This window comes from Janibacter corallicola NBRC 107790, from assembly GCF_001570965.1.
Taxonomy (GTDB): Bacteria; Actinomycetota; Actinomycetes; order Actinomycetales; family Dermatophilaceae; genus Janibacter; species Janibacter corallicola.
In genome coordinates this window covers 1-18,389 of the sequence record NZ_BCSR01000052.1, presented here as the reverse complement: position 1 = coordinate 18,389, position 18,389 = coordinate 1, and the positions used below count along the sequence as shown (strand labels likewise).

The 18,389-nt window shown below is 73.0% G+C and carries 15 protein-coding genes, 2 tRNA genes and 1 pseudogene; 6 read left to right on the top strand and 12 right to left on the bottom strand.

All coding sequences use genetic code 11. From position 1 onward, the window contains the following. Nucleotides 1-47: 47 nt before the first annotated feature. From JCO01S_RS13715 to JCO01S_RS13695, 5 genes are all read right to left on the bottom strand, one after another. A complete protein-coding gene (locus JCO01S_RS13715; RefSeq protein ID WP_068256879.1) occupies nt 48-1,676 on the bottom strand; it encodes a Na+/H+ antiporter subunit D in 1,629 nt (542 codons plus the stop codon). Then, entirely contained in the window at nt 1,673-2,107 is a 435-nt protein-coding gene (locus JCO01S_RS13710) for a Na(+)/H(+) antiporter subunit C (protein WP_068256876.1), read from the bottom strand. Before JCO01S_RS13710 ends, JCO01S_RS13715 begins: the two co-directional genes overlap by 4 nt. Then, a complete protein-coding gene (locus JCO01S_RS13705) occupies nt 2,104-4,911 on the bottom strand; it encodes a Na+/H+ antiporter subunit A (RefSeq protein WP_068256873.1) in 2,808 nt (935 codons plus the stop codon). Before JCO01S_RS13705 ends, JCO01S_RS13710 begins: the two co-directional genes overlap by 4 nt. A gap of 69 nt (nt 4,912-4,980) precedes the next feature. After that, nucleotides 4,981-6,048 carry a biotin synthase BioB gene (bioB, locus tag JCO01S_RS13700; RefSeq protein ID WP_068256870.1) on the bottom strand — a complete coding sequence of 356 codons (1,068 nt, stop codon included), beginning with the start codon at nt 6,046-6,048 and terminating at the stop codon, nt 4,981-4,983. Nucleotides 6,049-6,302: 254 nt separating this feature from the next. After that, a tRNA-Arg gene (locus tag JCO01S_RS13695) sits at nt 6,303-6,374 on the bottom strand. A 110-nt stretch (nt 6,375-6,484) separates the two neighbouring features. Between JCO01S_RS13695 and JCO01S_RS13690 the strand changes: the two genes are divergently transcribed. Further along, nucleotides 6,485-10,111: a PDDEXK-like endonuclease domain-containing protein gene (locus JCO01S_RS13690; RefSeq protein WP_068256867.1), complete on the top strand. Its 3,627-nt coding sequence runs from the start codon at nt 6,485-6,487 to the stop codon at nt 10,109-10,111. After that, on the top strand, nt 10,108-10,287 hold the full coding sequence (locus JCO01S_RS13685; protein WP_068256865.1) for a hypothetical protein: 180 nt from the start codon (nt 10,108-10,110) through the stop codon (nt 10,285-10,287). The genes JCO01S_RS13690 and JCO01S_RS13685 overlap by 4 nt, the downstream gene beginning before the upstream one ends. A 64-nt stretch (nt 10,288-10,351) precedes the next feature. Here the strand turns inward: JCO01S_RS13685 and JCO01S_RS13680 are convergent, their stop codons facing one another. From JCO01S_RS13680 to JCO01S_RS13660, 5 genes are all read right to left on the bottom strand, one after another. Beyond that, entirely contained in the window at nt 10,352-10,702 is a 351-nt protein-coding gene (locus JCO01S_RS13680) for an MscL family protein (protein WP_068256863.1), read from the bottom strand. A 131-nt stretch (nt 10,703-10,833) separates the two neighbouring features. Continuing rightward, the gene (locus JCO01S_RS13675; protein WP_068256860.1) at nt 10,834-11,271 is read right to left on the bottom strand and encodes a hypothetical protein; all 438 of its coding nucleotides are present in this window, start codon (nt 11,269-11,271) and stop codon (nt 10,834-10,836) included. A gap of 41 nt (nt 11,272-11,312) precedes the next feature. Continuing rightward, complete coding sequence (locus JCO01S_RS15535) at nt 11,313-11,657, bottom strand: FmdB family zinc ribbon protein (protein ID WP_084342932.1); 345 nt, start codon at nt 11,655-11,657, stop codon at nt 11,313-11,315. 10 nt (nt 11,658-11,667) lie between these two features. Next, nucleotides 11,668-13,191 carry a potassium/proton antiporter gene (locus tag JCO01S_RS13665; protein ID WP_068256853.1) on the bottom strand — a complete coding sequence of 508 codons (1,524 nt, stop codon included), beginning with the start codon at nt 13,189-13,191 and terminating at the stop codon, nt 11,668-11,670. After that, a complete protein-coding gene (locus JCO01S_RS13660; RefSeq protein ID WP_068256847.1) occupies nt 13,188-13,748 on the bottom strand; it encodes a 5-formyltetrahydrofolate cyclo-ligase in 561 nt (186 codons plus the stop codon). Before JCO01S_RS13660 ends, JCO01S_RS13665 begins: the two co-directional genes overlap by 4 nt. A 23-nt stretch (nt 13,749-13,771) precedes the next feature. On the opposite strand from JCO01S_RS13660, the gene JCO01S_RS13655 reads away from it, so the two are divergent. From JCO01S_RS13655 to JCO01S_RS13645, 3 genes are read left to right on the top strand one after another with little or no spacing between them, the layout of a single operon-like run. Continuing rightward, entirely contained in the window at nt 13,772-15,172 is a 1,401-nt protein-coding gene (locus JCO01S_RS13655) for a UTP--glucose-1-phosphate uridylyltransferase (protein ID WP_068256844.1), read from the top strand. Continuing rightward, the gene (locus tag JCO01S_RS13650; RefSeq protein WP_245634451.1) at nt 15,172-15,825 is read left to right on the top strand and encodes a GNAT family N-acetyltransferase; all 654 of its coding nucleotides are present in this window, start codon (nt 15,172-15,174) and stop codon (nt 15,823-15,825) included. Before JCO01S_RS13655 ends, JCO01S_RS13650 begins: the two co-directional genes overlap by 1 nt. 41 nt (nt 15,826-15,866) lie before the next feature. Further along, complete coding sequence (locus JCO01S_RS13645) at nt 15,867-16,724, top strand: SepX/GlpR family protein (RefSeq protein WP_068256841.1); 858 nt, start codon at nt 15,867-15,869, stop codon at nt 16,722-16,724. A gap of 40 nt (nt 16,725-16,764) precedes the next feature. On the opposite strand, the gene JCO01S_RS13640 is transcribed toward JCO01S_RS13645, so the two are convergent. Further along, nucleotides 16,765-17,934, bottom strand: coding sequence for an AI-2E family transporter (locus JCO01S_RS13640; RefSeq protein ID WP_084342931.1), 1,170 nt, complete (start codon nt 17,932-17,934; stop codon nt 16,765-16,767). Nucleotides 17,935-18,022: 88 nt separating this feature from the next. On the opposite strand from JCO01S_RS13640, the gene JCO01S_RS13635 reads away from it, so the two are divergent. After that, nucleotides 18,023-18,098 (top strand) — tRNA-Ala (locus tag JCO01S_RS13635). A 62-nt stretch (nt 18,099-18,160) separates the two neighbouring features. On the opposite strand, the pseudogene JCO01S_RS15985 reads toward JCO01S_RS13635, so the two are convergent. After that, nucleotides 18,161-18,389: pseudogene (locus JCO01S_RS15985) on the bottom strand (LLM class flavin-dependent oxidoreductase); the annotation flags it as partial.

Here is an 18,389-nt window from a genome sequence, read left to right as displayed (position 1 = left end):
CTGCCACCCGCCACGTTGGCGGGTGCGGCGCTGGTGCCTCGGGGTGCTCACGGTGCCTCCTTCGCCAGGACGGCCTCGACGTAACCGCTGGAGCCCTTCATCTGCGCCGCGGCGGCGTCGGTGTAGCCGAAGAGCGGCCCGGCGGCCAGGGAGAGGCCGACGCTGAAGGCGACGACGGCGCTGGTGCCCGCCAGCATCAGGGGCGGCATCGACCGGGTCGGGGGCGGCTCGTCCGGCGGGATGATCGGGCTCGATGGCGCCCGGACCGCGGCCATCGTGGGCCCGATCGCGTCGCTGAGCCTGCCGAAGTACGGGGTGAGGGCAGGGATCTCCCGGGTCTGCTCCTCGCCGGTGGAGCGCGGCCGCCAGAAGGCGTAGCTCCACGTCTTCGACACGGCGTAGAGGGTGAGCAGCGCGGTGATGACCGACCCCGCGACGAGCAGCCAGGCCATCGGTGTCGCGACCTGCGTCCCCGCCTGGATCAGCCCGACCTTGCCGATGAACCCGGAGAAGGGCGGGATGCCGGCGAGGTTCATCGCGGGGACGAAGAAGAGCACACCCAGCACGGGTGAGGCGGCGGCGAGGCCACCGAGCCGGTGGATGGAGGTCGCGCCGCCGACGCGTTCGATGAGTCCGCTGACGAGGAAGAGCGCGGTCTGGACCACGATGTGGTGCGCGACGTAGAAGATCGCGGAGGACAGCCCCAGCTGGGTGGCCAGGCCGATGCCGAAGAGCATGTAGCCGATGTGGCTGACGAGGGTGAAGGAGAGCATCCGCTTGATGCCCGGCTGCGCGACCGCTCCGAGGATGCCCACGAGCATCGTCATCAGGCCGAGCCCCATGATCAGGTTCGACAGCGGCGAGTCGGGGAAGAGCAGGAACTGGGTGCGGATGATCGCGTAGACGCCGACCTTCGTCAGCAGGCCGGCGAAGACCGCGCTGACCGGTGCCGGGGCGGAGGGGTAGGAGTCCGGCAGCCACGCCGACATGGGGAAGACCGCGGCCTTGATGCCGAAGGCGGTGAGCAGGCTCAGCTGCACGGCGAGCGCGACGCGGTCGTCGACGTGCGGCAGCCGCAGGCTCAGCTGGGCCAGGTTGACCGTCCCGGCCACGGCGTACACCGCGGCGATGGCCACGAGGAAGAGGAAGGAGGAGACCATGCTGACGATGACGTAGGTCGTGCTCGCCCGGATCCGTTGCCGGCTCCCCCCGAGGGTGAGGAGCACGTACGAGGCGAAGAGCAGCATCTCGAAGCTGACGAAGAGGTTGAACAGGTCGCCGGCGAGGAAGGCGTTGGAGACGCCCGCCGAGAGCACGAGGTAGGTCGGGAAGTAGATGGCCAGCGGGGCGTCCTCGTCCCCGTCCGCGACGCGCTGCCCGATGGCGAAGACCAGCACGGAGAGGATGACGAAGCTGCTGATGAGCAGCATCAGGGCGGAGAGCCGGTCCGCGACGAGCGTGATGCCGAGTGGCTCCGGCCAGGCCCCGAGCCAGAGGGCGGTCGGCCCCTCCGCGTGGGTGTGCCACATGAGCGCGACCGCGACCGCGAGGCTGACCGTGAGGACGGTGATGCTGATGATCGCCTGGACGCGGCGGTTGTAGCGGGCCACGAGGGTCAGTGCGGCACCGAGGAGGGGGAGCACCACGGGCAGGGGGAGGAGGTTGGCCGTCGTCATGCGGACACGCCCTCCTCGTCGGCCTCGGTCGTGGACTGGGTGTCCGGGTCGTAGGTGGCGGAGGCCTCGTCGCGGCGCGCGAGCTCGCGGATCAGGTCGTCCTCGGCGTCGTCGGGCACGTCGTCGCTGCCGGTGAGGCGCCACTGCCGGTAGGCCAGCGCCAGCACGAAGCCGACCGTGGCCAACGAGATGACGATCGCTGTCAGGACCATCGCCTGCGGCAGCGGATCACTCATGTCATCCGGCGCCCGCCGGCCGACGAAGGGGGCTCCCTTCGCCGGTCCCGAGACGACGAGGAAGAGCGTGGCGACGCCGTTGCTCGTGAGTACCAGGCCGAGCACGACCCGGGTGAGGGCCCGCTCGAGCAGCAGGTAGACGCCGCAGGCGACGAGGAATCCGGCGACGACGATCAGCGTGAGGCTCGGGGTCATGACTGGGCCTGGTCCTCCTCGGAGTGCCGGTCGACGCCGCCGCCGAGGGAGCGCACGACGTCGAGGGCGAGCCCGACGACGATGAGGTAGACGCCGATGTCGAAGGCGAGCGCGGTGACGAGGTGGACCTCGCCCCAGACCGGCAGGTCGAGGTCGAACACGGTCGACTGCAGCACCGTGCCACCGAAGGCCAGCGGGGCGAGGGCGGAGACCGCGGAGACGGCCAGCCCCGCACCGAGCACCGCGCCGGCGCTGATGTGGGCGGCGAGGTCCAGCTCGTGCCGGCCTCCGGCCAGGTAGCGCACGAGCAGCGCCAGCCCGAGGACCAGCCCACCGGCGAAGCCGCCGCCGGTCTGGTTGTGACCGGCGAAGAGCAGGTACAGCGAGACGGCGATCATCGCGTGGAAGACGAGTCGCGTCGCGGTCTCCAGGATGACCGAGCGCCGCTCCGGCGGCAGCGCGTCGCGCACCTCGGCCAGCTCGCGGCGGATGGCCCAGGACTGGCGGACGTCCTGGTTGCGCACGAAGACGAGGCTCGCGATGCCGGTGGCGGCGGCGACGAGGACGGAGATCTCGCCGAGGGTGTCCCAGGCGCGGATGTCCACGAGCGTCACGTTGACGACGTTGCGGCCGTGCCCGAAGGCGTAGGCGGCCTCGGGGAAGGCCCGGGAGATCGGCTCGGCGACCCGGGAGCCGGTGGCGGCGAGGGCGATGAGGCTCACCGAGAGCCCGACCGCGACGCTGACGGCCAGCCGCCAGGAGCGGCTGCGGGCCAACGGCCGGCGGCGCACGTCCGGCGGGAGCTTGCGCAGCACGAGCACGAAGACCACGAGTGAGAAGGTCTCGACGAGGACCTGGGTCAGGGCGAGGTCGGGCGCAGCGTGCAGGTGGAAGAGCAGCGCCAGGCCGTACCCGGTGAGGCCGACGAACATCACCGCCTGCAGCCGGTTGCGCGCCCGGGTCGCGAGGATGCCGGCGGCGATGATGATCAGCCCGATCCCGGCCTGGCTGGGGGTGTCCCAGAGCCGCACGTCCACGCCCCCGGTGAGTGCGCTCGCTGCGACGACGCCGGGGATGGTGACGACGAGGAAGATCGTCGCGAGGTAGATCGGCAGCGACCCGACCTGGGCGATCGCGGTGACCTCCACGGCGGAGCGTTCGAGGGCGAGCAGGACCCGCTGGTAGCCGCGCTCCGCGGTCGGGGTCGAGGGCAGCCGGTCCTGCAGCCGGGCGAGGGCATCGCGGGCGAGGAAGAGCGCGAGACCGCCGCCGATGGCGACGGCCGAGAGGCCGAGGGCCGGGTTCAACCCGTGCCAGAGGGCCAGCTCCGGCGCGGGCGGCCCGGCCAGCTCCTCGGCGTACGGGGCCATCGCCTCGCTGAGCGGCCCTCCGAGGAAGCCGGTGGCCAGCGTCAGTCCCGCGAGCAGCACCGGCGCCGCGAGCATCTGCCACGGGGCGTCGAAGGGGGTGGGCGCGGGGGTGCGCCCGTGGCTGGGTTTCGTGGCGAAGGCGCCCCAGAGGAAGCGGGCGGAGTAGGCCACGGTGAGGACCGAGCCGACCACGAGGCCGGCGACGACGAGCCAGGCGGCGCTCCCTTCGAGCTGGTCGTGACCGGACTCCAGGGCCGCGGCGAGCGCCGACTCCTTGCCGACGAAGCCGATCATCGGGGGCAGGCCGGCCATCGAGGCGGCCGCGATGACGGCAGCGGTGGCGAGCACCGGTGCCCGCCGTCCGAGGCCGTGCAGCCGGGTTAGGTCGCGGGTGCCCGTGCCCTTGTCGATGATCCCGACGGTGAGGAAGAGGGTGGACTTGAAGAGCGCGTGGGAGAGCACGAGGGCGAGGGCGGCGACACCGGCGGCCCGGGTGCCGATGCCCGACATGGCGGTGATCATGCCGAGCTGGCTGACCGTGCCGTAGGCGAGCAGCAGCTTGATGTCGGTCTGGCGGAGGGCGTGCCAGCCGCCGATGAGCATCGTCACGAGCCCGAACCCCACGGTGAGGACCTGCCAGCCGGGAATGGTGGCGAAGATCGGCGCGAGCAGCAGCACGAGGTAGATGCCGGCCTTGACCATCGACGCGGCGTGCAGGTACGCGCTCACCGGGGTCGGCGCGGCCATCGCACCCGGCAGCCAGAAGTGGAAGGGGATCTGGGCGGACTTCGTCAGGGCGCCGACGAGGACGAGCAGGACGGCGGTGGTGGTCAGGGCCCCGGGCTCCGGCGGGTTCTCGAGCAGCTCGCTGATCGTGTAGCCGGCGCTCTCGCCCAGGACGATGGTGCCGACGAGCATCGCGAGCCCGCCGAAGGTCGTCACGAGGAGGGCCTGGGTCGCCGAGCGGCGGTTCGCCGAGCGGACGGGGTTGTGACCGATCAGCGTGTAGCTGAAGATCGTCGTCAGCTCCCAGAAGATGTACAGCGCCATGAGGTTGTCGGCGAGCACGAGGCCGAGCATGGCGCCGGCGAAGGCCGTGAAGACGCTGCTGAAGCGCCACAGGCCGGGTTCGCCCTCCTTGAAGTACCAGGCGCAGTAGGCCAGGGCCAGCGCCCCGACCCCCGTCACGAGCAGGGCGAGCTCCCACTGCAGCGCCTCGAGGCGCATCGTGAAGTGCATGTCCAGCGTCGGGACCCAGTGGACGGTCTCGACGACGGCGTGGCCGGCGGTGACCGCGGGGGTCTGCGCGAGCAGCCAGACGAAGGCGGCGCCCGGGACGAGCGCGAGGACGAGGAAGACCCGCCGGTCGATGAGGCGGGTCAGCCCGGGGGCGCCTGCCGCCGCCACGAAGTGGGCGAGCAGCAGCAGGGTCACGGGGGCCTCTCGGCAGGGTCCGGGGGTGACGCCAGTTTAGCGGGCCCGCCTCGCGGAGTGTCGCCCGGCTCAGGCGTTGGCGGGGACCTCGGTGCCGGCGCCGCGCCGCCGGATCTCGGGAGTGGTCGCGGACTCGGCCCGCTCCTCGTCGCTGCCGAGCACGACGAAACCGTTGTCGCGGATCAGCCGGAGGTCGTCCTCGGCCGCCTGGCCCTCGGAGGTCAGGTAGTCCCCGAGGAAGATCGAGTTCGCCACGTGCAGCGCGAGTCCCTGCAGGGAGCGCAGGTGCATCTCCCGGCCGCCGGCGATGCGCACCTCGCGGTCGGGGCAGACGAAGCGGGCCATCGCGAGGATCCGCACGCACGCGGCCGGCGTCAGCTCCCAGTGGCCCTCGAGGGGGGTGCCGTCGAAGGGGATGAGGAAGTTGACCGGGATGGAGTCCGAGTCTAGGCCGCGCAGGGCGAAGAGCGCCTCGACGAGCTGCTCGTCGGACTCGCCGAGCCCCGCGATGAGGCCGGAGCAGGGGGAGAGGCCGGCCCCCTTCGCCCGGGTGATGGTCTCGACCCGGTCGGCATAGCTGTGGGTCTGCACGATCTGCTCGTGGTGGGACTCGGCGGTGTTGATGTTGTGGTTGTAGGCGTCGACCCCGGCAGCGCGCAGGCGCTCCGCCTGACCGTCCCTGAGCAGGCCGAGGCAGGCACAGACCTCGACCTCGGGGTCGGCCTCCTTGAGCGCCCCGACCATCCCCGCGACCCGGTCGACGTCGCGCTCGCTCGGGCCACGACCGCTGCTGACCATGCACACCCGACTCGCGCCGCCGCGCATCCCGGCGGTGGCCTGCTCCAGCGCCTGCTCCGTGGTCAGCCAGGAGTAGGTGAGGATCGGCGCGTCCGAGCCGAGCGCCTGGGAGCAGTAGTTGCAGTTCTCGGGGCACATCCCGGAGCGGAGGTTGACGAGGTAGTTGACCTTGACCGTGCGGCCGAAGTGGGCCCGCCGCAGCCGGGAGGCCGCCGCGACGACGTGCAGCAGGTCCTCGTCGGCGGAGCGCAGGACGGCCAGCGCGTCCTCCTCCGTGGCGCGGCCCCCGGCGAGGATGCGCTCGGCCAGGGCGTCGAAGGTGGTGCTCGCGTCGGTCATCGTGGTCCTCTCGATCGAAGCCCGAACAGCGTTCAGGTGAACGGCGTTCAGGTTAGGTCGGGAGGCAGGGGGCGTCAACGCGGGTCGCGCCCCCGGCAGTGTCCGGGTTCACGACATCGTTGGCAGGTCGGGCCGTGGAGGATGGCGTGGTCGTCGACCGGTGAGTCGCGACATCGACGACGCCCCGCGGGCTTCGACGATCGGGCATGGCCGCCGCGTCACCGTGTAGGCGGTGACGCGACCCAGGACATCGGCGCCCCCGGCAGGAATCGAACCTGCGACACCTTCTTTAGGAGAGAAGTGCTCTTCCCCTGAGCTACGGAGGCACGTGCGCGCTCGGCGCACCCGCACAAGGGTAACGGCCCGGGCGGTGGCCTCTCTCTCACGGTGCGTCCTCGGGGCCGGAGCGGGTCGGGGCGTTGTTAGCGTTGCTCTCGTGACCACGCCCTCGTCGACCCCGGCCCAGATGCCGGCTGCGCTCGACTCCCAACGCGTCGAGCTCATGGAGCTGGGCGGCCCCAACACGCTCATCTGGCCGGCCCACGACCCCGACGTCCTGGAGCTGACGACCGCGCACCCCGGCGGGGTGGCGATGCTGCTCGCCGGTCACGACGCCCGCCTCTCCGACCTCGTCCGGGAGCCGAGCTCGCTGCGACGGGTGCAGGCGATGGCCCGGCGCCTCACCGAGCACTGCGACCTCATCGCCGAGGAGCACGGGGTGCACACCTGCTTCCTCGCGATGGGCGCCGCCTCCTGGCCGGTGTCCGGCGAGCAGGAGCGCCCGCTCGCGCCCGTGCTGCTGCGTCGCTGCCGGCTGCGGCGGCTGCGCCCGGGGCCCGACTTCGCCCTCGACTTCGACGAGCGGGTGGAGTTCAACCCGGCGCTGCTGACCTACCTGCAGCGGGCGCTGCGCCGCACGATCGACGGAGAGGCGCTGGTCTCCCTCGGTCGCCGCGAGGGCCGTGGCTTCAACCCGGCGCCGGTCTACGCCGCCCTCGAGAAGGAGTGCGCGGACCTGTCCGGCCTGACCGTCACCGACCGGATCGCCATCGGCTCCTTCCCGTACGGCAAGGCGGAGGAGCTGGCCGACCTGGCCCGGATCATCGCCGACGAGCAGGCCGAACGCCACGAGATCGCGAGCGCGCTCCTCACGAAGCAGCCGATCGAGCCCGGCGAGCAGGCGCCCAGCACCGCCGACGAGGCCGTCCTGGACCTCACCTCGGACCAGCAGCTCGTCCTCGACCGGGTCGCTGCGGGGGAGAGCATCTACGTCGACGCGCCCCCCGGCACCGGTGCGGGTCGGCTCATCGCCGCCACCATCGCCGCGCAGGCCGGGCGCGGGCGTCGGGTGCTCCTCGTGGCCGAGAAGCACACCGCCCTCGAGACCGCGGCCCACGAGCTCGCCGGCGCCGGGCTGGGCGAGCTCGTGCTCATCGTCCCGGACCCGACCACCGAGGCCGACCCCGAGGAGGTCGTCGGCAGGTGGCAGCAGTCCTCTGCCCCGGGCGATGACCGCACACCGGGCGCACGCGCCGCCGCCGCGGCCACGGTGCTCGAGGGGCACACCGAGGCGCTGCACGAGCCCCGCGACCCGTGGGGGGTCAGCATCGCGCAGGCGCAGGACGCGGTCGTCTCCCTCGGTGCCCGCCGCCCCGCACCCCGCTCACGGGTGCGCCTGCGCGGCTCCGCGCTCGCGGCGATGGACGAAGGGGGCCGGGAGGCGGCCGCCGAGCAGCTCGCCTCCCTGGCGCGCCGCCGGCTGTGGCGGCCGGGACGGGAGAGCGCCCCGTGGACCGGGGCGCGCCTCACCGGTCAGGACGACGTCGACGAGGTGCTCGCCGCGGTGGAGCGCCTCCGCGGCCGCGAGGGGGCGCTGGCCCGACTCCGCACGACGATGACCGAGGTCTTCACCGGCATCGCCGAGCCCCGCGCCACGAGTCCCTCGGAGTACGGCCGGTTCCTCGCCGGGATCGAGCAGGTCCGGGACACCTTCGAGGTCTTCCGGCCGGAGATCTTCGACGCCCCGCTCGAGGACATGTGTGCCGCGACCGACCCCGGCCCGGACTCGGCCCGGCTGGGCATGCTCGAGCGGCGCCGGCTGCGCGGCCGGGCCCGGAAGCTGCTGCGCCCCGGCAGGCCACCGGAGGACCTGCACGCGGCGCTCGCCCGCGTCGCCGAGCAGCAGCGGACCTGGTCCACGCTCACCGGGGGCGGCGGCCGGCCGCGGGTCCCCACCGACATCGACGCCGCCCACGCCGCCTACGAGAAGGTCTACGCCGACCTGACCCACGTCGGCTCCGTCATCGGCTTCGCCGACGGCCTCCTCGAGACCGGGTGGGAGCGGCTCGAGGAGCTGCTCACGGACCTGGCGGGCGACGCCGCCGGGGCCCGGATCGTCCCGGACGTCATCGACGACCTCGACGACCTGCGGGGCCGGGGGCTCGGCGACCTGCTCGAGGACCTCATCAGGCGGCAGGTGCCCCCGGAGTCCGTCGCCGACGAGGTGCGCTTCGTCTGGTGGACCTCGGTGCTCGAGGAGGCCGGCCGGGACGAGCGCTACTCCGGCGTGACCGGCAAGCAGCTCGACGAGGCGCTGCGCTCCTTCGCCGACGCCGACCGGGCGAGCATGCAGGTCAACGCCACCCGCATCGCGACCGAGCAGCGCGAACGTTTCCGCAAGGTCGGTCGCCGGCTGCGCCCGCTCTCCCGCGACGTCGCCGCGGTCCACGACGGGTACCTGCCCGGGCTGCCGTGGAGCCGGGCCCTCACGAGCTGGGAACCGCTCCTCACGGCCGCCGCCCCGGCCTGGGCCATGCCCCCCTTCGTCGTCGGCCAGGTGATGCCACCGGAGCAGGAATTCGACCTGGTGATCGTCGACGACGCGTCCCGCACGACGCTGGCCCGCACCCTCTCGGCCGTCGTGCGCGGACGCCAGCTGCTCGTCATCGGTGACCGGGGGCAGCTCCCGCCGCGCACCTGGACCGCGGACGCGGGTGTCCCGGCGCCGGCCGCACCCACCGAGTCGCTCGCCGACGTCGCCCAGCAGGTGCTGCCGGGGGAGACGCTGCGGGACAGCGCCTCCCCGCGCCCCCGCGTGACCGGACTCCTCGCGAAGGGGGCCGGTGCCGCCGAGGTCGTCCATCCGCCGGCCCCGGGGCCCCGGGAGGACGTGCGGCTGCGCCGCGTCGAGGGGCACGGCGCGCCCCTGGACGAGGAGACCGGTCTCGTGGAGTCGACCCCCGCAGAGGTCGGCGCCGTCGTCGCGGAGGTCCGCCGGCACCTGCTCGAGCACCCGATGCACTCCCTCGGGGTGCTCACCTTCGGGGAGCACCACGCCGAGCGGATCACCGAGGCGCTCGCCGAGCTGCTCCGGGACGAGCCCGAGCTCGCCGACGCCGTCGAGGAGCTCGCCGAAGCGCTCGCCATCAAGCCCGCCGCCCGGTGGCAGCGTGAGCAGCGGGACAGGATGATCATCTCGGTCGGCCACGGGCACACGCCCGACGGGCGGATGGTCCACCGCTTCGGGGAGCTGAGCGGCCCCGAGGGGGAGCGGTTGGTGCTGCTCGCCGCGACCCGCGCCCGGCACGTCGCGACCTGGGTGACCACGCTGAACCCCGGCGACCTCGACGGTGAGTGGGGCCACCTGCCCGGCCACGCGGCGCTGCGGACCCTGCTGCGCGCGCTCGACCGACCGACCGAGGAGCCGGAGGCCGACGAGGAGTCGCTGAGCCCCCTGCTGCAGGGCTTCGTCGAGAGGCTGCGTGCTGCCGGCCTCGTCGTCGGGACGAACGTCGGTGCCGGCGAGTACCGCATCGACATCGCGGTCGCCGACCCGCGCGACACCAGCCGCTGGCTCGTCGCGGTCGACGTGGACGGCCCCGGCTACGCCGGCCTGGCCTCCACCCGGCAGCGTGACCGCATCCTCATCGAGCGACTGCTCGACCTCGGGTGGGGACACCTGCGACTCTGGACGACGGACATCTTCGCCGACCCGGCCCGCCAGGAGGCCGAGGTCCACCGGGCCGTGCGACGCGCCGTCGACGGTGAGGAGGGATCGCCATGAGCGAGACGGAGAAGGACCCGGAAGCGGGGCAGTCGGACGGGCAGCAGCGCCCGCGAGTGCGGCGCCGGCGCCCCGAGCAGACCCGCGACGACACCGCGGAGGGCTGGGGCGAGTACCCCGAGGAGGACGCCCACGAGCGCTGGTTGCGCGAGCAGCGGCCTCCGCACTGGGACTGAGCCGCCCGGGCACCACGAAGGGGTCCGGTCACCATGACGGTGACCGGACCCCTTCGTGCGTGGTTCAGGCCTTGGTGAGGGCGTCCCGGATCTCGGTGAGCAGCTCGATCTCGTCGGCCTCCTCCGCGACGGGAGCGAAGCGCTCACGCATGGCGGTGTACGGCTTGACGACGCCGAAGTAGACGACCGCAGCGAGGATGAGGAAGGCGATGACGGCGGTGATGAAGGCACCGACCGGAAGCCCCGCGGGCTTGAAGCTGGTGAAGTCCGGGTTGGCTCCGATGACCTTGGCGATGGCGCTCAGGAGCAGGTCGGTGAAGGTCGAGACGACGGTCGCGAACGAGGTCGCGATGATCAGACCGACGGCGATCTCGACGAGATTGCCCCGGAGCAAGAACTCCTTGAAACCCTGCATGATGTTCCCTTCTGGAAGATGGCATGACGGGACGGCCCCTTCGCCATCCAGCAGAGAGATTGTCCAGAACGTGTCATGCAGTCGCAACCGCAACGGCGGTGTGTCGCCGTGACACTCGCGACACCGTGTGATCACCCGTCCCCGGGGCGGCCGACGAGGACGAAGCTCACCCGCGGGGACACCCCCAGCTCCTGGACGATCGGACCGACCTGCTCCTCCGGCACCGACACCTGCGCCCGGGGCTGCCCCGTGGTCCCCGGGTCCGCGGCCTCGACGAGCCTCGCCCGATGGGCGACGGGTCGGGCGCGGCCGGCGGCGTAGACCGTCACCCGCGACCCGGCGGGCAGGTCGACGGCGGAGGCCAGCGGGAGCACGACCGTCGCGCCCTTCGCCGGGGCGGGCGGGGGCGCCGCCTCGTCGGGAGGGGACGTCGCGCCGACGGCGAGCCGGACCGCGAGCAGCAGGGCTGCCAGCGCCAGGAGTCGTCGCACCACCGACAGCCGCCACGCCGCGCGGCGGGAGGGCCCGAAGAGGGAGGGCAGGTGCTGGGCGAGTCGTGATCCGGCCATGCGGCGACGCTATGGAGGCATCGCCCGGGATCGGGGCCGGTTCAGCTCGCGGTGGACGAGGTGCTGCTCGCGCTCGAGGATGTGGACGACTCCGAGGAGGTGCTCGAGGTGGTGGTGCCGCCGTCGGTGGCGCCACCGGACGAGCCGTTCGAGGAGGAGCTGGTGCCCGACGAGTTGTTCGAGGAGCTGCTCGACCCCTTCTCGCCCGTGGTCCGGGAGTCCGTCTTGTAGAACCCGCTGCCCTTGAAGACCACGCCCACGGCACCGAACTGCTTGCGCAGCCGGCCGGAGCACTCCGGGCAGACGGTCAGGGAGTCATCGGTGAAGGACTGCGCCGCATCGAAGGCGTGACCGCAGTCGGCGCAGACATAGGCATAGGTAGGCATGGCGAGACCATCATACGTCGCGTCGCCAGCCGGCCAGCCGCCCGTGACGGCTCACCGCCTCCAGCCGCTCCTCCGTCCTCGCGCGGGCCGTGCCCGGGGTGACGACGAGGAGCTGGTCCCCGGTCCAGAGCCGGGTGTGCGCATCCGGGACGAAGGTGTCCTCGCCGCGGACGACGAGCGAGACGTTCGCCCGCCGCGGCAGGCGCAGCTCGTAGACCTCGGTGCCGGCGAGCTTCGAACCGGGGGTGACGAGGACCTCGAGCATCTCGGCGCCCATCTGCTCCAACGGCACCGACTCGACGAGCACGCCGGTGGCCCGGCTGGGCTCGGTGACCTTCAGCGCCCTGGCCATCCACGGCAGGAGCGGGGCCTGCACGAGGGTGAAGATCACGACGAGCATGAAGACCAGGTCGAAGATCCACCCGGTGTGCGGCGCCCGCGTGGTCATCGGGACGGTGGCGAGCACGACCGGCACGGCCCCGCGCAGCCCGGCCCAGGAGAGGAAGGTCAGTTCCTGCCACCGGAAGCCGAAGGGCGCGAGCGAGACGAGCACCGACAACGGCCTCCCGAGCAGGAGCAGCACGAGGCCGGCGATGATCGCCCGCGGCACCTGGTCGATGAAGCCGCTGGGGTTGGCCAGCATGCCGAGCATGACGAAGAGCCCGATCTGGGCGAGCCAGCCGAGGGCCTCGGCGAAGCCGGAGACAGACTGGCGGTGCGGCAGGTCCATGTTGCCGAGCACGAGCGCCGCCAGGTAGCAGGCGATGAAGCCCGAGGTGTGCGCGACCGAGGCCGTGGCGAAGGCGAGCACCCCGAGGGAGACGATGCCGATGCTGAAGAGGCCGGAGGTCCCCTGGGCGAGCAGGCGCATCAGCCGGCCCCCGAGCCACCCGACGGCCAGGCCGATGACGGCACCGCCGGCGAGCTCGACGCCCGCGTGCAGGCCGAGCACCCACCACGGATCGGCCTCGGCCGGGTGGGCGATCTGCATCGACAGCGCGGTGACGAGCAGGACGACCGGGGCGTCGTTGAAGCCGGACTCGGCCTCGAGCACCCCGGAGATCCGCCGGGGGAGCGGCACGACCCGCAGCACCGAGAAGACGGCGGCCGCGTCGGTCGAGGCGAGGATCGCGCCGATGAGCAGGCTCACCCGCCAGTCCGTCCCGAGGACCTGGTGCAGGGCCACCGCCACGGCGCCCACGGAGACGAGCACGCCCACGGTCGCGAGGGACAGCGCCGGCCCGACGGAGGGACGGATCGACTCCCACCGGGTGGTCAGGCCGCCCTCGACGAGGATGAGCACGAGGGCCGAGTAGCCGAGGACCTGGGCCATCTGCTCCGAGGTGAAGTCGATCCCCAGCCCCTGGTTGCCCACGGCCAGCCCGATGGCCAGGTAGAGCAGCAGCGTCGGCAGCCCGGACGTCGTCGCGAGGCGCACGGCGGCGACGCAGACGATGAGGATGAGGGAGGAGACGAGCAGGACCGGGGAGAGCTCGGGCAGCCCGAATCCGGTGGCTGCCTCCACCGCGGTCATCGGCGGATCGCCTCTCCCGGACCGACGCCGTGGACCCCCTCGGCCGTCACGAGGGTGTGCACGGGCACGTCGTGCTCGTCCCGGGGAAGGGGGCCGGCGCCCGCCTCGCCGGGGTGGAGCAGGGCCAGCACGGGGGTGCCCGCGGGCAGCATCGGCAGCACCCGGTCGTAGCACCCGCCGCCCTGGCCGAGCCGGGTGCCGGCGCGGTCGACCGCCAGCGCGGGGATGACCGCCAGGTCCGCCCCGCGCGGGGAGTCGATGCCCAGCGGGCGCCGGTCGGGGTCGCCGAGCCGGCACCAGTCCAGGCGCCGGTCCGGCAGCGTGATCGGGACGAGCACCCGGTGACCGGCCTCCAGCAGCAGCGTGTGGACGTCCCCGGTCGGGGGCTCGTGGGGCAGTGATTCGTAGGAGAGCACCGTTGCGCCGGAGGGCAGCCCCGTGACGAAGGGGGCCACCCGCCGCGCGAGGTCGGCCGCGTCGGCGTCGAGGTCGCGCAGGGCGACGATCCGGCGGCGGGTCTCCCGCAACCGGCGACGGACATCCCCCTTCGCCTCCACGGGCTCATCGTAGGGTGACCCGCATGGAACCCGATGCGCGGAACCAGGCGGCGGCACGGATGCGCGAGCGCGGGGTGGACCCGCGCGCGATCACGGTTTTCGAGCACTACTGGCAGCAGCTGGCCGACGGCGCCCGCGGCAAGGTGCCCGAGTCCGAGATCGACCCGCTGGTCGAGGTGCCGGAGCTCTCCGCGATCGAGGCCGACGACGAGGAGCGGGCCGCCGCGCTCCGGCAGGTCGCCGTCGTCAAGCTCAACGGCGGGCTCGGTACGAGCATGGGTGTCTCCGGCCCGAAGTCGGCGCTGGTCGCCCGTGACGGCCTGAGCTTCCTGGACATCATCGCCCGTCAGGTCATCGCCCTCGAGGAGCGCCACGGCGCCCGCCCGCCGCTGGTGCTGATGAACTCCTTCCGCACCCGTGAGGAGTCACTCGCGATCCTGCAGCGGTACCCGCAGCTGGCCGACCAGGCGCTGCCGCTGGACTTCCTCCAGAGCATGGAGCCCAAGCTCGACGCGGACACCCTCGCGCCGGTCTCCTGGCCGGAGGACCCCGAGCTGGAGTGGTGCCCGCCCGGCCACGGCGACGTCTACGTCTCGCTCGCCGCTTCCGGCCTGCTGCGCAGCATGCGCGAGGCGGGCATCCGCTACGCCTTCATCTCCAATGCGGACAACCTCGGCGCCACCTGCGACCCGGACATCGCGGCGTGGATGGTCCGGGAGGGCATCCCCTTCGCCGCGGAGGTCGCCGAGCGGACCGTCAACGACCGCAAGGGTGGCCACGTCGCGGTGCGCCGCGAGGACGGCCGGCTCATCCTGCGCGAGTCCGCGATGGTCCTCCCGGAGGACGAGGAGGCCTTCCAGGACACCGACCGGCACCGGTGGTTCAACACCAACAACCTCTGGGTCGACCTCGCGGCGCTCGAGCGGCTGCTGGACGAGCGCGAGGGCGTGCTCGGGCTGCCGATCATCGTCAACCGCAAGACGGTGGACCCGACCCGGCCGGAGAGCCCGGACATCATCCAGATCGAGTCCGCGATGGGGACCGCCGTCGAGGCCTTCGAGGGCAGCGCCGCCCTGCGCGTGCCACGTACCCGCTTCCGGCCGGTGAAGAGCACCAACGAGCTGCTGCTGCTGCGCAGCGACGTCTTCGGCCTGGACGGGGACTCCCGGATCGTCTCCCGCACCGGGCGACCCGACCCGCGGGTCTCCCTGGACAAGACCTACAAGTTCGTCGGCGACTTCGACACGCGTTTCCCGAAGGGGGCGCCCTCCCTGCTCGAGTGCACCTCCTTCGCCGTCGAGGGCGACGTGACCTTCGGCGAAGGGGTGAGCGCGAGCGGCGACGTGCGCGTCGTGGCCACCGACGGACCGGCCGTGGTGGCCGACGGGACCCGGCTGCACGGGCAGACCGAGCTGTCGGCCTGATGGGGCGCTCCCGGCTCCCGATGCTCACCGGGGCCACCCCCTTCGGGGAGCCGATCGCGCTGCGGGCGCTGGTGCGCTCGGACCGGGAGGAGTTCCTCGCGCTGCGCTCCCGCAACGCCGACTGGCTCGCGCCATGGGACCCGACCGTGCCGCCGGGCGGTCTGCCACGGCGGGACATCGCGGGCGACTTCCGCGGCTACGTGCGCTCCCTCGACCGCGGGGCTCGCGAGGGCACCGCCCTCTCCTGGGTGATCGTGGTGCGGGAGCGGCTCGTCGGGATGGTGAGCGCGAGCAGCATCGTCCACGGGGCGATGCGCTCGGCGAGTCTGGGCTACTGGGTCGGCCGGGAGGTGGCTGGTCGGTGGATCACGCCGACCGCCGCGGCGCTCGTCGGTGATCACCTCCTGGCGCCGAAGGGCCTTGCGCTGCACCGGCTCCAGGTCGACATCCGGCCGGAGAACGCCGCCAGCCTCGCCGTCGCCGCCAAGCTCGGGCTGCGCGAGGAGGGACTGAAGCGGCGGCTGCTGCACATCGACGGCGACTGGCGCGACCACCGCTCCTTCGCTGTGACGAGCGAGGAGCTGGGCCCGGACGGGCTCATCGGACGTCTTTCACGTCCGCAACACCCGTCACGTGCGCGACACACCGAGTAAGGTGCACCACGTTCGTCGCCGGGCTGCATAGCGTTGGCCCCGTGCAGCCGAGCAGCCTCATCTTCGTCCTCGTCGTGGGGATCTGGGCCGTCTACCTGCTGGGGCACTGGATCAAGCGCCGTGACCATCTGGCCACGGTCCGCACGGCCGACCGCTTCTCCGAGGCCATGCGCGTCCTCGGGGAGCGCGGCATGCAGCAGCAGGCGGACCCCGGCCCGTCCCGCTCCTACTCCCTGAAGCCGACGCGCGCGGCGCGTCCGGCGAGTGCCGCTCCTGCTCCCACGGTCGAGGAGGTCGAGGAGCCGACCGTGCAGCGGCCCTCGTTCCGGCCGGGCCAGGTCTCCCGCAGGGCCCGTGGCCTGACCCTTGTCGCCACCACCGCGCTGCTGCCGGTGATCCTGCTCGTCGCCGCCTTCGGTCCGCTGCCCTGGTGGACCCCCGTGCTCTGGCTGCTCGCCGTCGGGGGGTCCTTCGTCTGGCTGCGCCGTCGTGTCGTCCAGGAGCGGACCGCCGCCCGCCGGCAGGAGGAGGCCCCGACGGCCCCGGCCGCCCGACCGCGCCGGCAGGTCCGTGGGACCGCGGAGCCGCAGCGCAGTGCCGCCCCGACGGTGCGCGAGGAGGAGCCCCGCGAGGCCCCCCGTCGGCGTTCGCAGTTCTACGACATCACCGAGGACGAGCCCGTCGCCGAGCCGGCCGCGCCGCTCGCCGACCCCGAGCCGGGTACCTGGCAGCCGACCCCGGTGCCCCGCCCCACCTACACGATGAAGGCCCGGGCCGACCGCGCCCCGATCGCTCCTTCGGTGCCGCAGCAGCAGCCGCTGACCGCCGCCTCCGGTGAGGTGCCCCAGGTCATCGACGTCGAGGACGAGGAGCTCCCGGCGCTCGTCGGCTGGCGCTGAGGCGCAGCGGAGGACGAAGGGGGCCGCCGGCCCCCTTCGCTCATGTCCCGGGGGACTCCTCCGGCCCGGATCCCGGGTGCTCGTCCTCCATGAGGTTGTGGCCGACCGCGTTGAGCACGGCTACGAGGGGGACCGCGACGAGCGCCCCGATGATGCCGCCGACGATCACGCCGGTCGTGATGCCGAGGATCACCGCGAGCGGGTGGATCCGCACGGCGCGCCCGAGCACGAGCGGCTGGAGGAGCTGCTGCTCGATCTGCTGCACGGCGATGACGGCGAGGAGCATGAGCAGCGCGGTGATCGGCCCCTGCGTGACGAAGGCGAGCGCGACGGCGATGAACCCGGAGACGAGCGCCCCGACGATCGGGACGAAGGAGCCGAGGAAGACGAGCAGGCCGATGCCGGAGGCGAAGGGGACACCGAGGGCGAAGGCGCTCAGGCCGATCCCGACCGCATCGACCCCGGCGACGAACACCGTGGCCTTGGTGAAGGCCTTCAGCTGGCTCCACGCGATCGCGCCGCTGGAGAGGACCCTCGCCCGGGCGCCGCGGGGGAAGAGCCGCACGACCCACGCCCAGATGCCGGCGCCGTCGTAGAGGAAGAAGAAGAGGGTGAACATCGCCAGCAGGAAGCCGGTGATGACGCTGCCGACGGTCACCCCCGCCTGGGTGGCCGCCTGCTGCACCCGGTCGCTCTCGGCGAGCTTGTCCCACTGCTCGACGAACCACGTGGTCAGCTGCCCGTGGCTCAGGCCGAAGGAGCGCTCGAGCCAGGCCCGGCTCTGCGTGATGCCCTGGTCGACCTGCCCGACGATGTCGCCCAGCTGGGCGGCGAACTGGTTCCCCACGAAGCTGAAGAGGGCGACGATGACCGCGAGCGTCCCGAGCACGGTGACGAGTGCGGCCAGCGCCCGGGGGAGGACGACCCGCAGCCGGCGGAAGACCGGGTCGAGCAGCGCCGCGAGCAGCAGCGCGATGATCACCGGGAAGACGACCTCGCGCAGGATCGAGACGAGCTTGAGCAGCGCGATGATCGCCACGGCGAGCACGAGGGCCCGCCAGGCCCACTCCGAGGCCGCGCGGAACCCGGACGGCACGGAGCCGGAGCCGTCCCGGGTGGACGGTGCCGTCGTGACGACGATCCGGCGGTCCTCGGGCGGCCGCGGCAGCCGTGATGACCGCAGCGCGGTGATGCGGCTCCGCAGACCCATGCGCCTCCCCTTCGCGCTCGACTACGGCCGACTCTAGCCCGAATTTCAGTGCCGGTCCGGGCCAGTGTTATCGTGCTTGACGCACCCAGGGGCTGTGGCGCAGTTGGTAGCGCGTCTCGTTCGCAATGAGAAGGTCAGGGGTTCGAATCCCCTCAGCTCCACCACCGAATGGCCCCCGGCTCGAGCCGGGGGCCATGGTCGTCTCCGGGCGCCTCCACCCAGCCGGTCAGGGGCCGGCCATCGCGGCCAGCGCGACGTCGGTGCGGTCCTGGGCACCCCGGTCATGGGTCGAGACCCAGGCGAGGATCTCGTCGGCGCCGGTGCGCGCGACCAGCGCCGCGAGCTGCTCGGCCACCTGGTCCGGCGTGCCGTGGACGGTCCGCCCGACGTGCCGGTCCACCTTCGCCTGCTGCCGCTGCGTCAGCCGCATCGCCGGCTCGGGCCGCAGCGGCGGG

Coding starts and splice junctions, on each gene's coding strand:
- JCO01S_RS13715 (WP_068256879.1), bottom strand. CDS start 1,676: ATGACGACGGCCAACCTCCTCCCCCTGCCCGTGGTGCTCCCCCTCCTC.
- JCO01S_RS13710 (WP_068256876.1), bottom strand. CDS start 2,107: ATGACCCCGAGCCTCACGCTGATCGTCGTCGCCGGATTCCTCGTCGCC.
- bioB (WP_068256870.1), bottom strand. CDS start 6,048: ATGACCGACGCGAGCACCACCTTCGACGCCCTGGCCGAGCGCATCCTC.
- JCO01S_RS13685 (WP_068256865.1), top strand. CDS start 10,108: ATGAGCGAGACGGAGAAGGACCCGGAAGCGGGGCAGTCGGACGGGCAG.
- JCO01S_RS13680 (WP_068256863.1), bottom strand. CDS start 10,702: ATGCAGGGTTTCAAGGAGTTCTTGCTCCGGGGCAATCTCGTCGAGATC.
- JCO01S_RS13675 (WP_068256860.1), bottom strand. CDS start 11,271: ATGGCCGGATCACGACTCGCCCAGCACCTGCCCTCCCTCTTCGGGCCC.
- JCO01S_RS15535 (WP_084342932.1), bottom strand. CDS start 11,657: ATGCCTACCTATGCCTATGTCTGCGCCGACTGCGGTCACGCCTTCGAT.
- JCO01S_RS13665 (WP_068256853.1), bottom strand. CDS start 13,191: ATGACCGCGGTGGAGGCAGCCACCGGATTCGGGCTGCCCGAGCTCTCC.
- JCO01S_RS13655 (WP_068256844.1), top strand. CDS start 13,772: ATGGAACCCGATGCGCGGAACCAGGCGGCGGCACGGATGCGCGAGCGC.
- JCO01S_RS13650 (WP_245634451.1), top strand. CDS start 15,172: ATGGGGCGCTCCCGGCTCCCGATGCTCACCGGGGCCACCCCCTTCGGG.
- JCO01S_RS13640 (WP_084342931.1), bottom strand. CDS start 17,934: ATGGGTCTGCGGAGCCGCATCACCGCGCTGCGGTCATCACGGCTGCCG.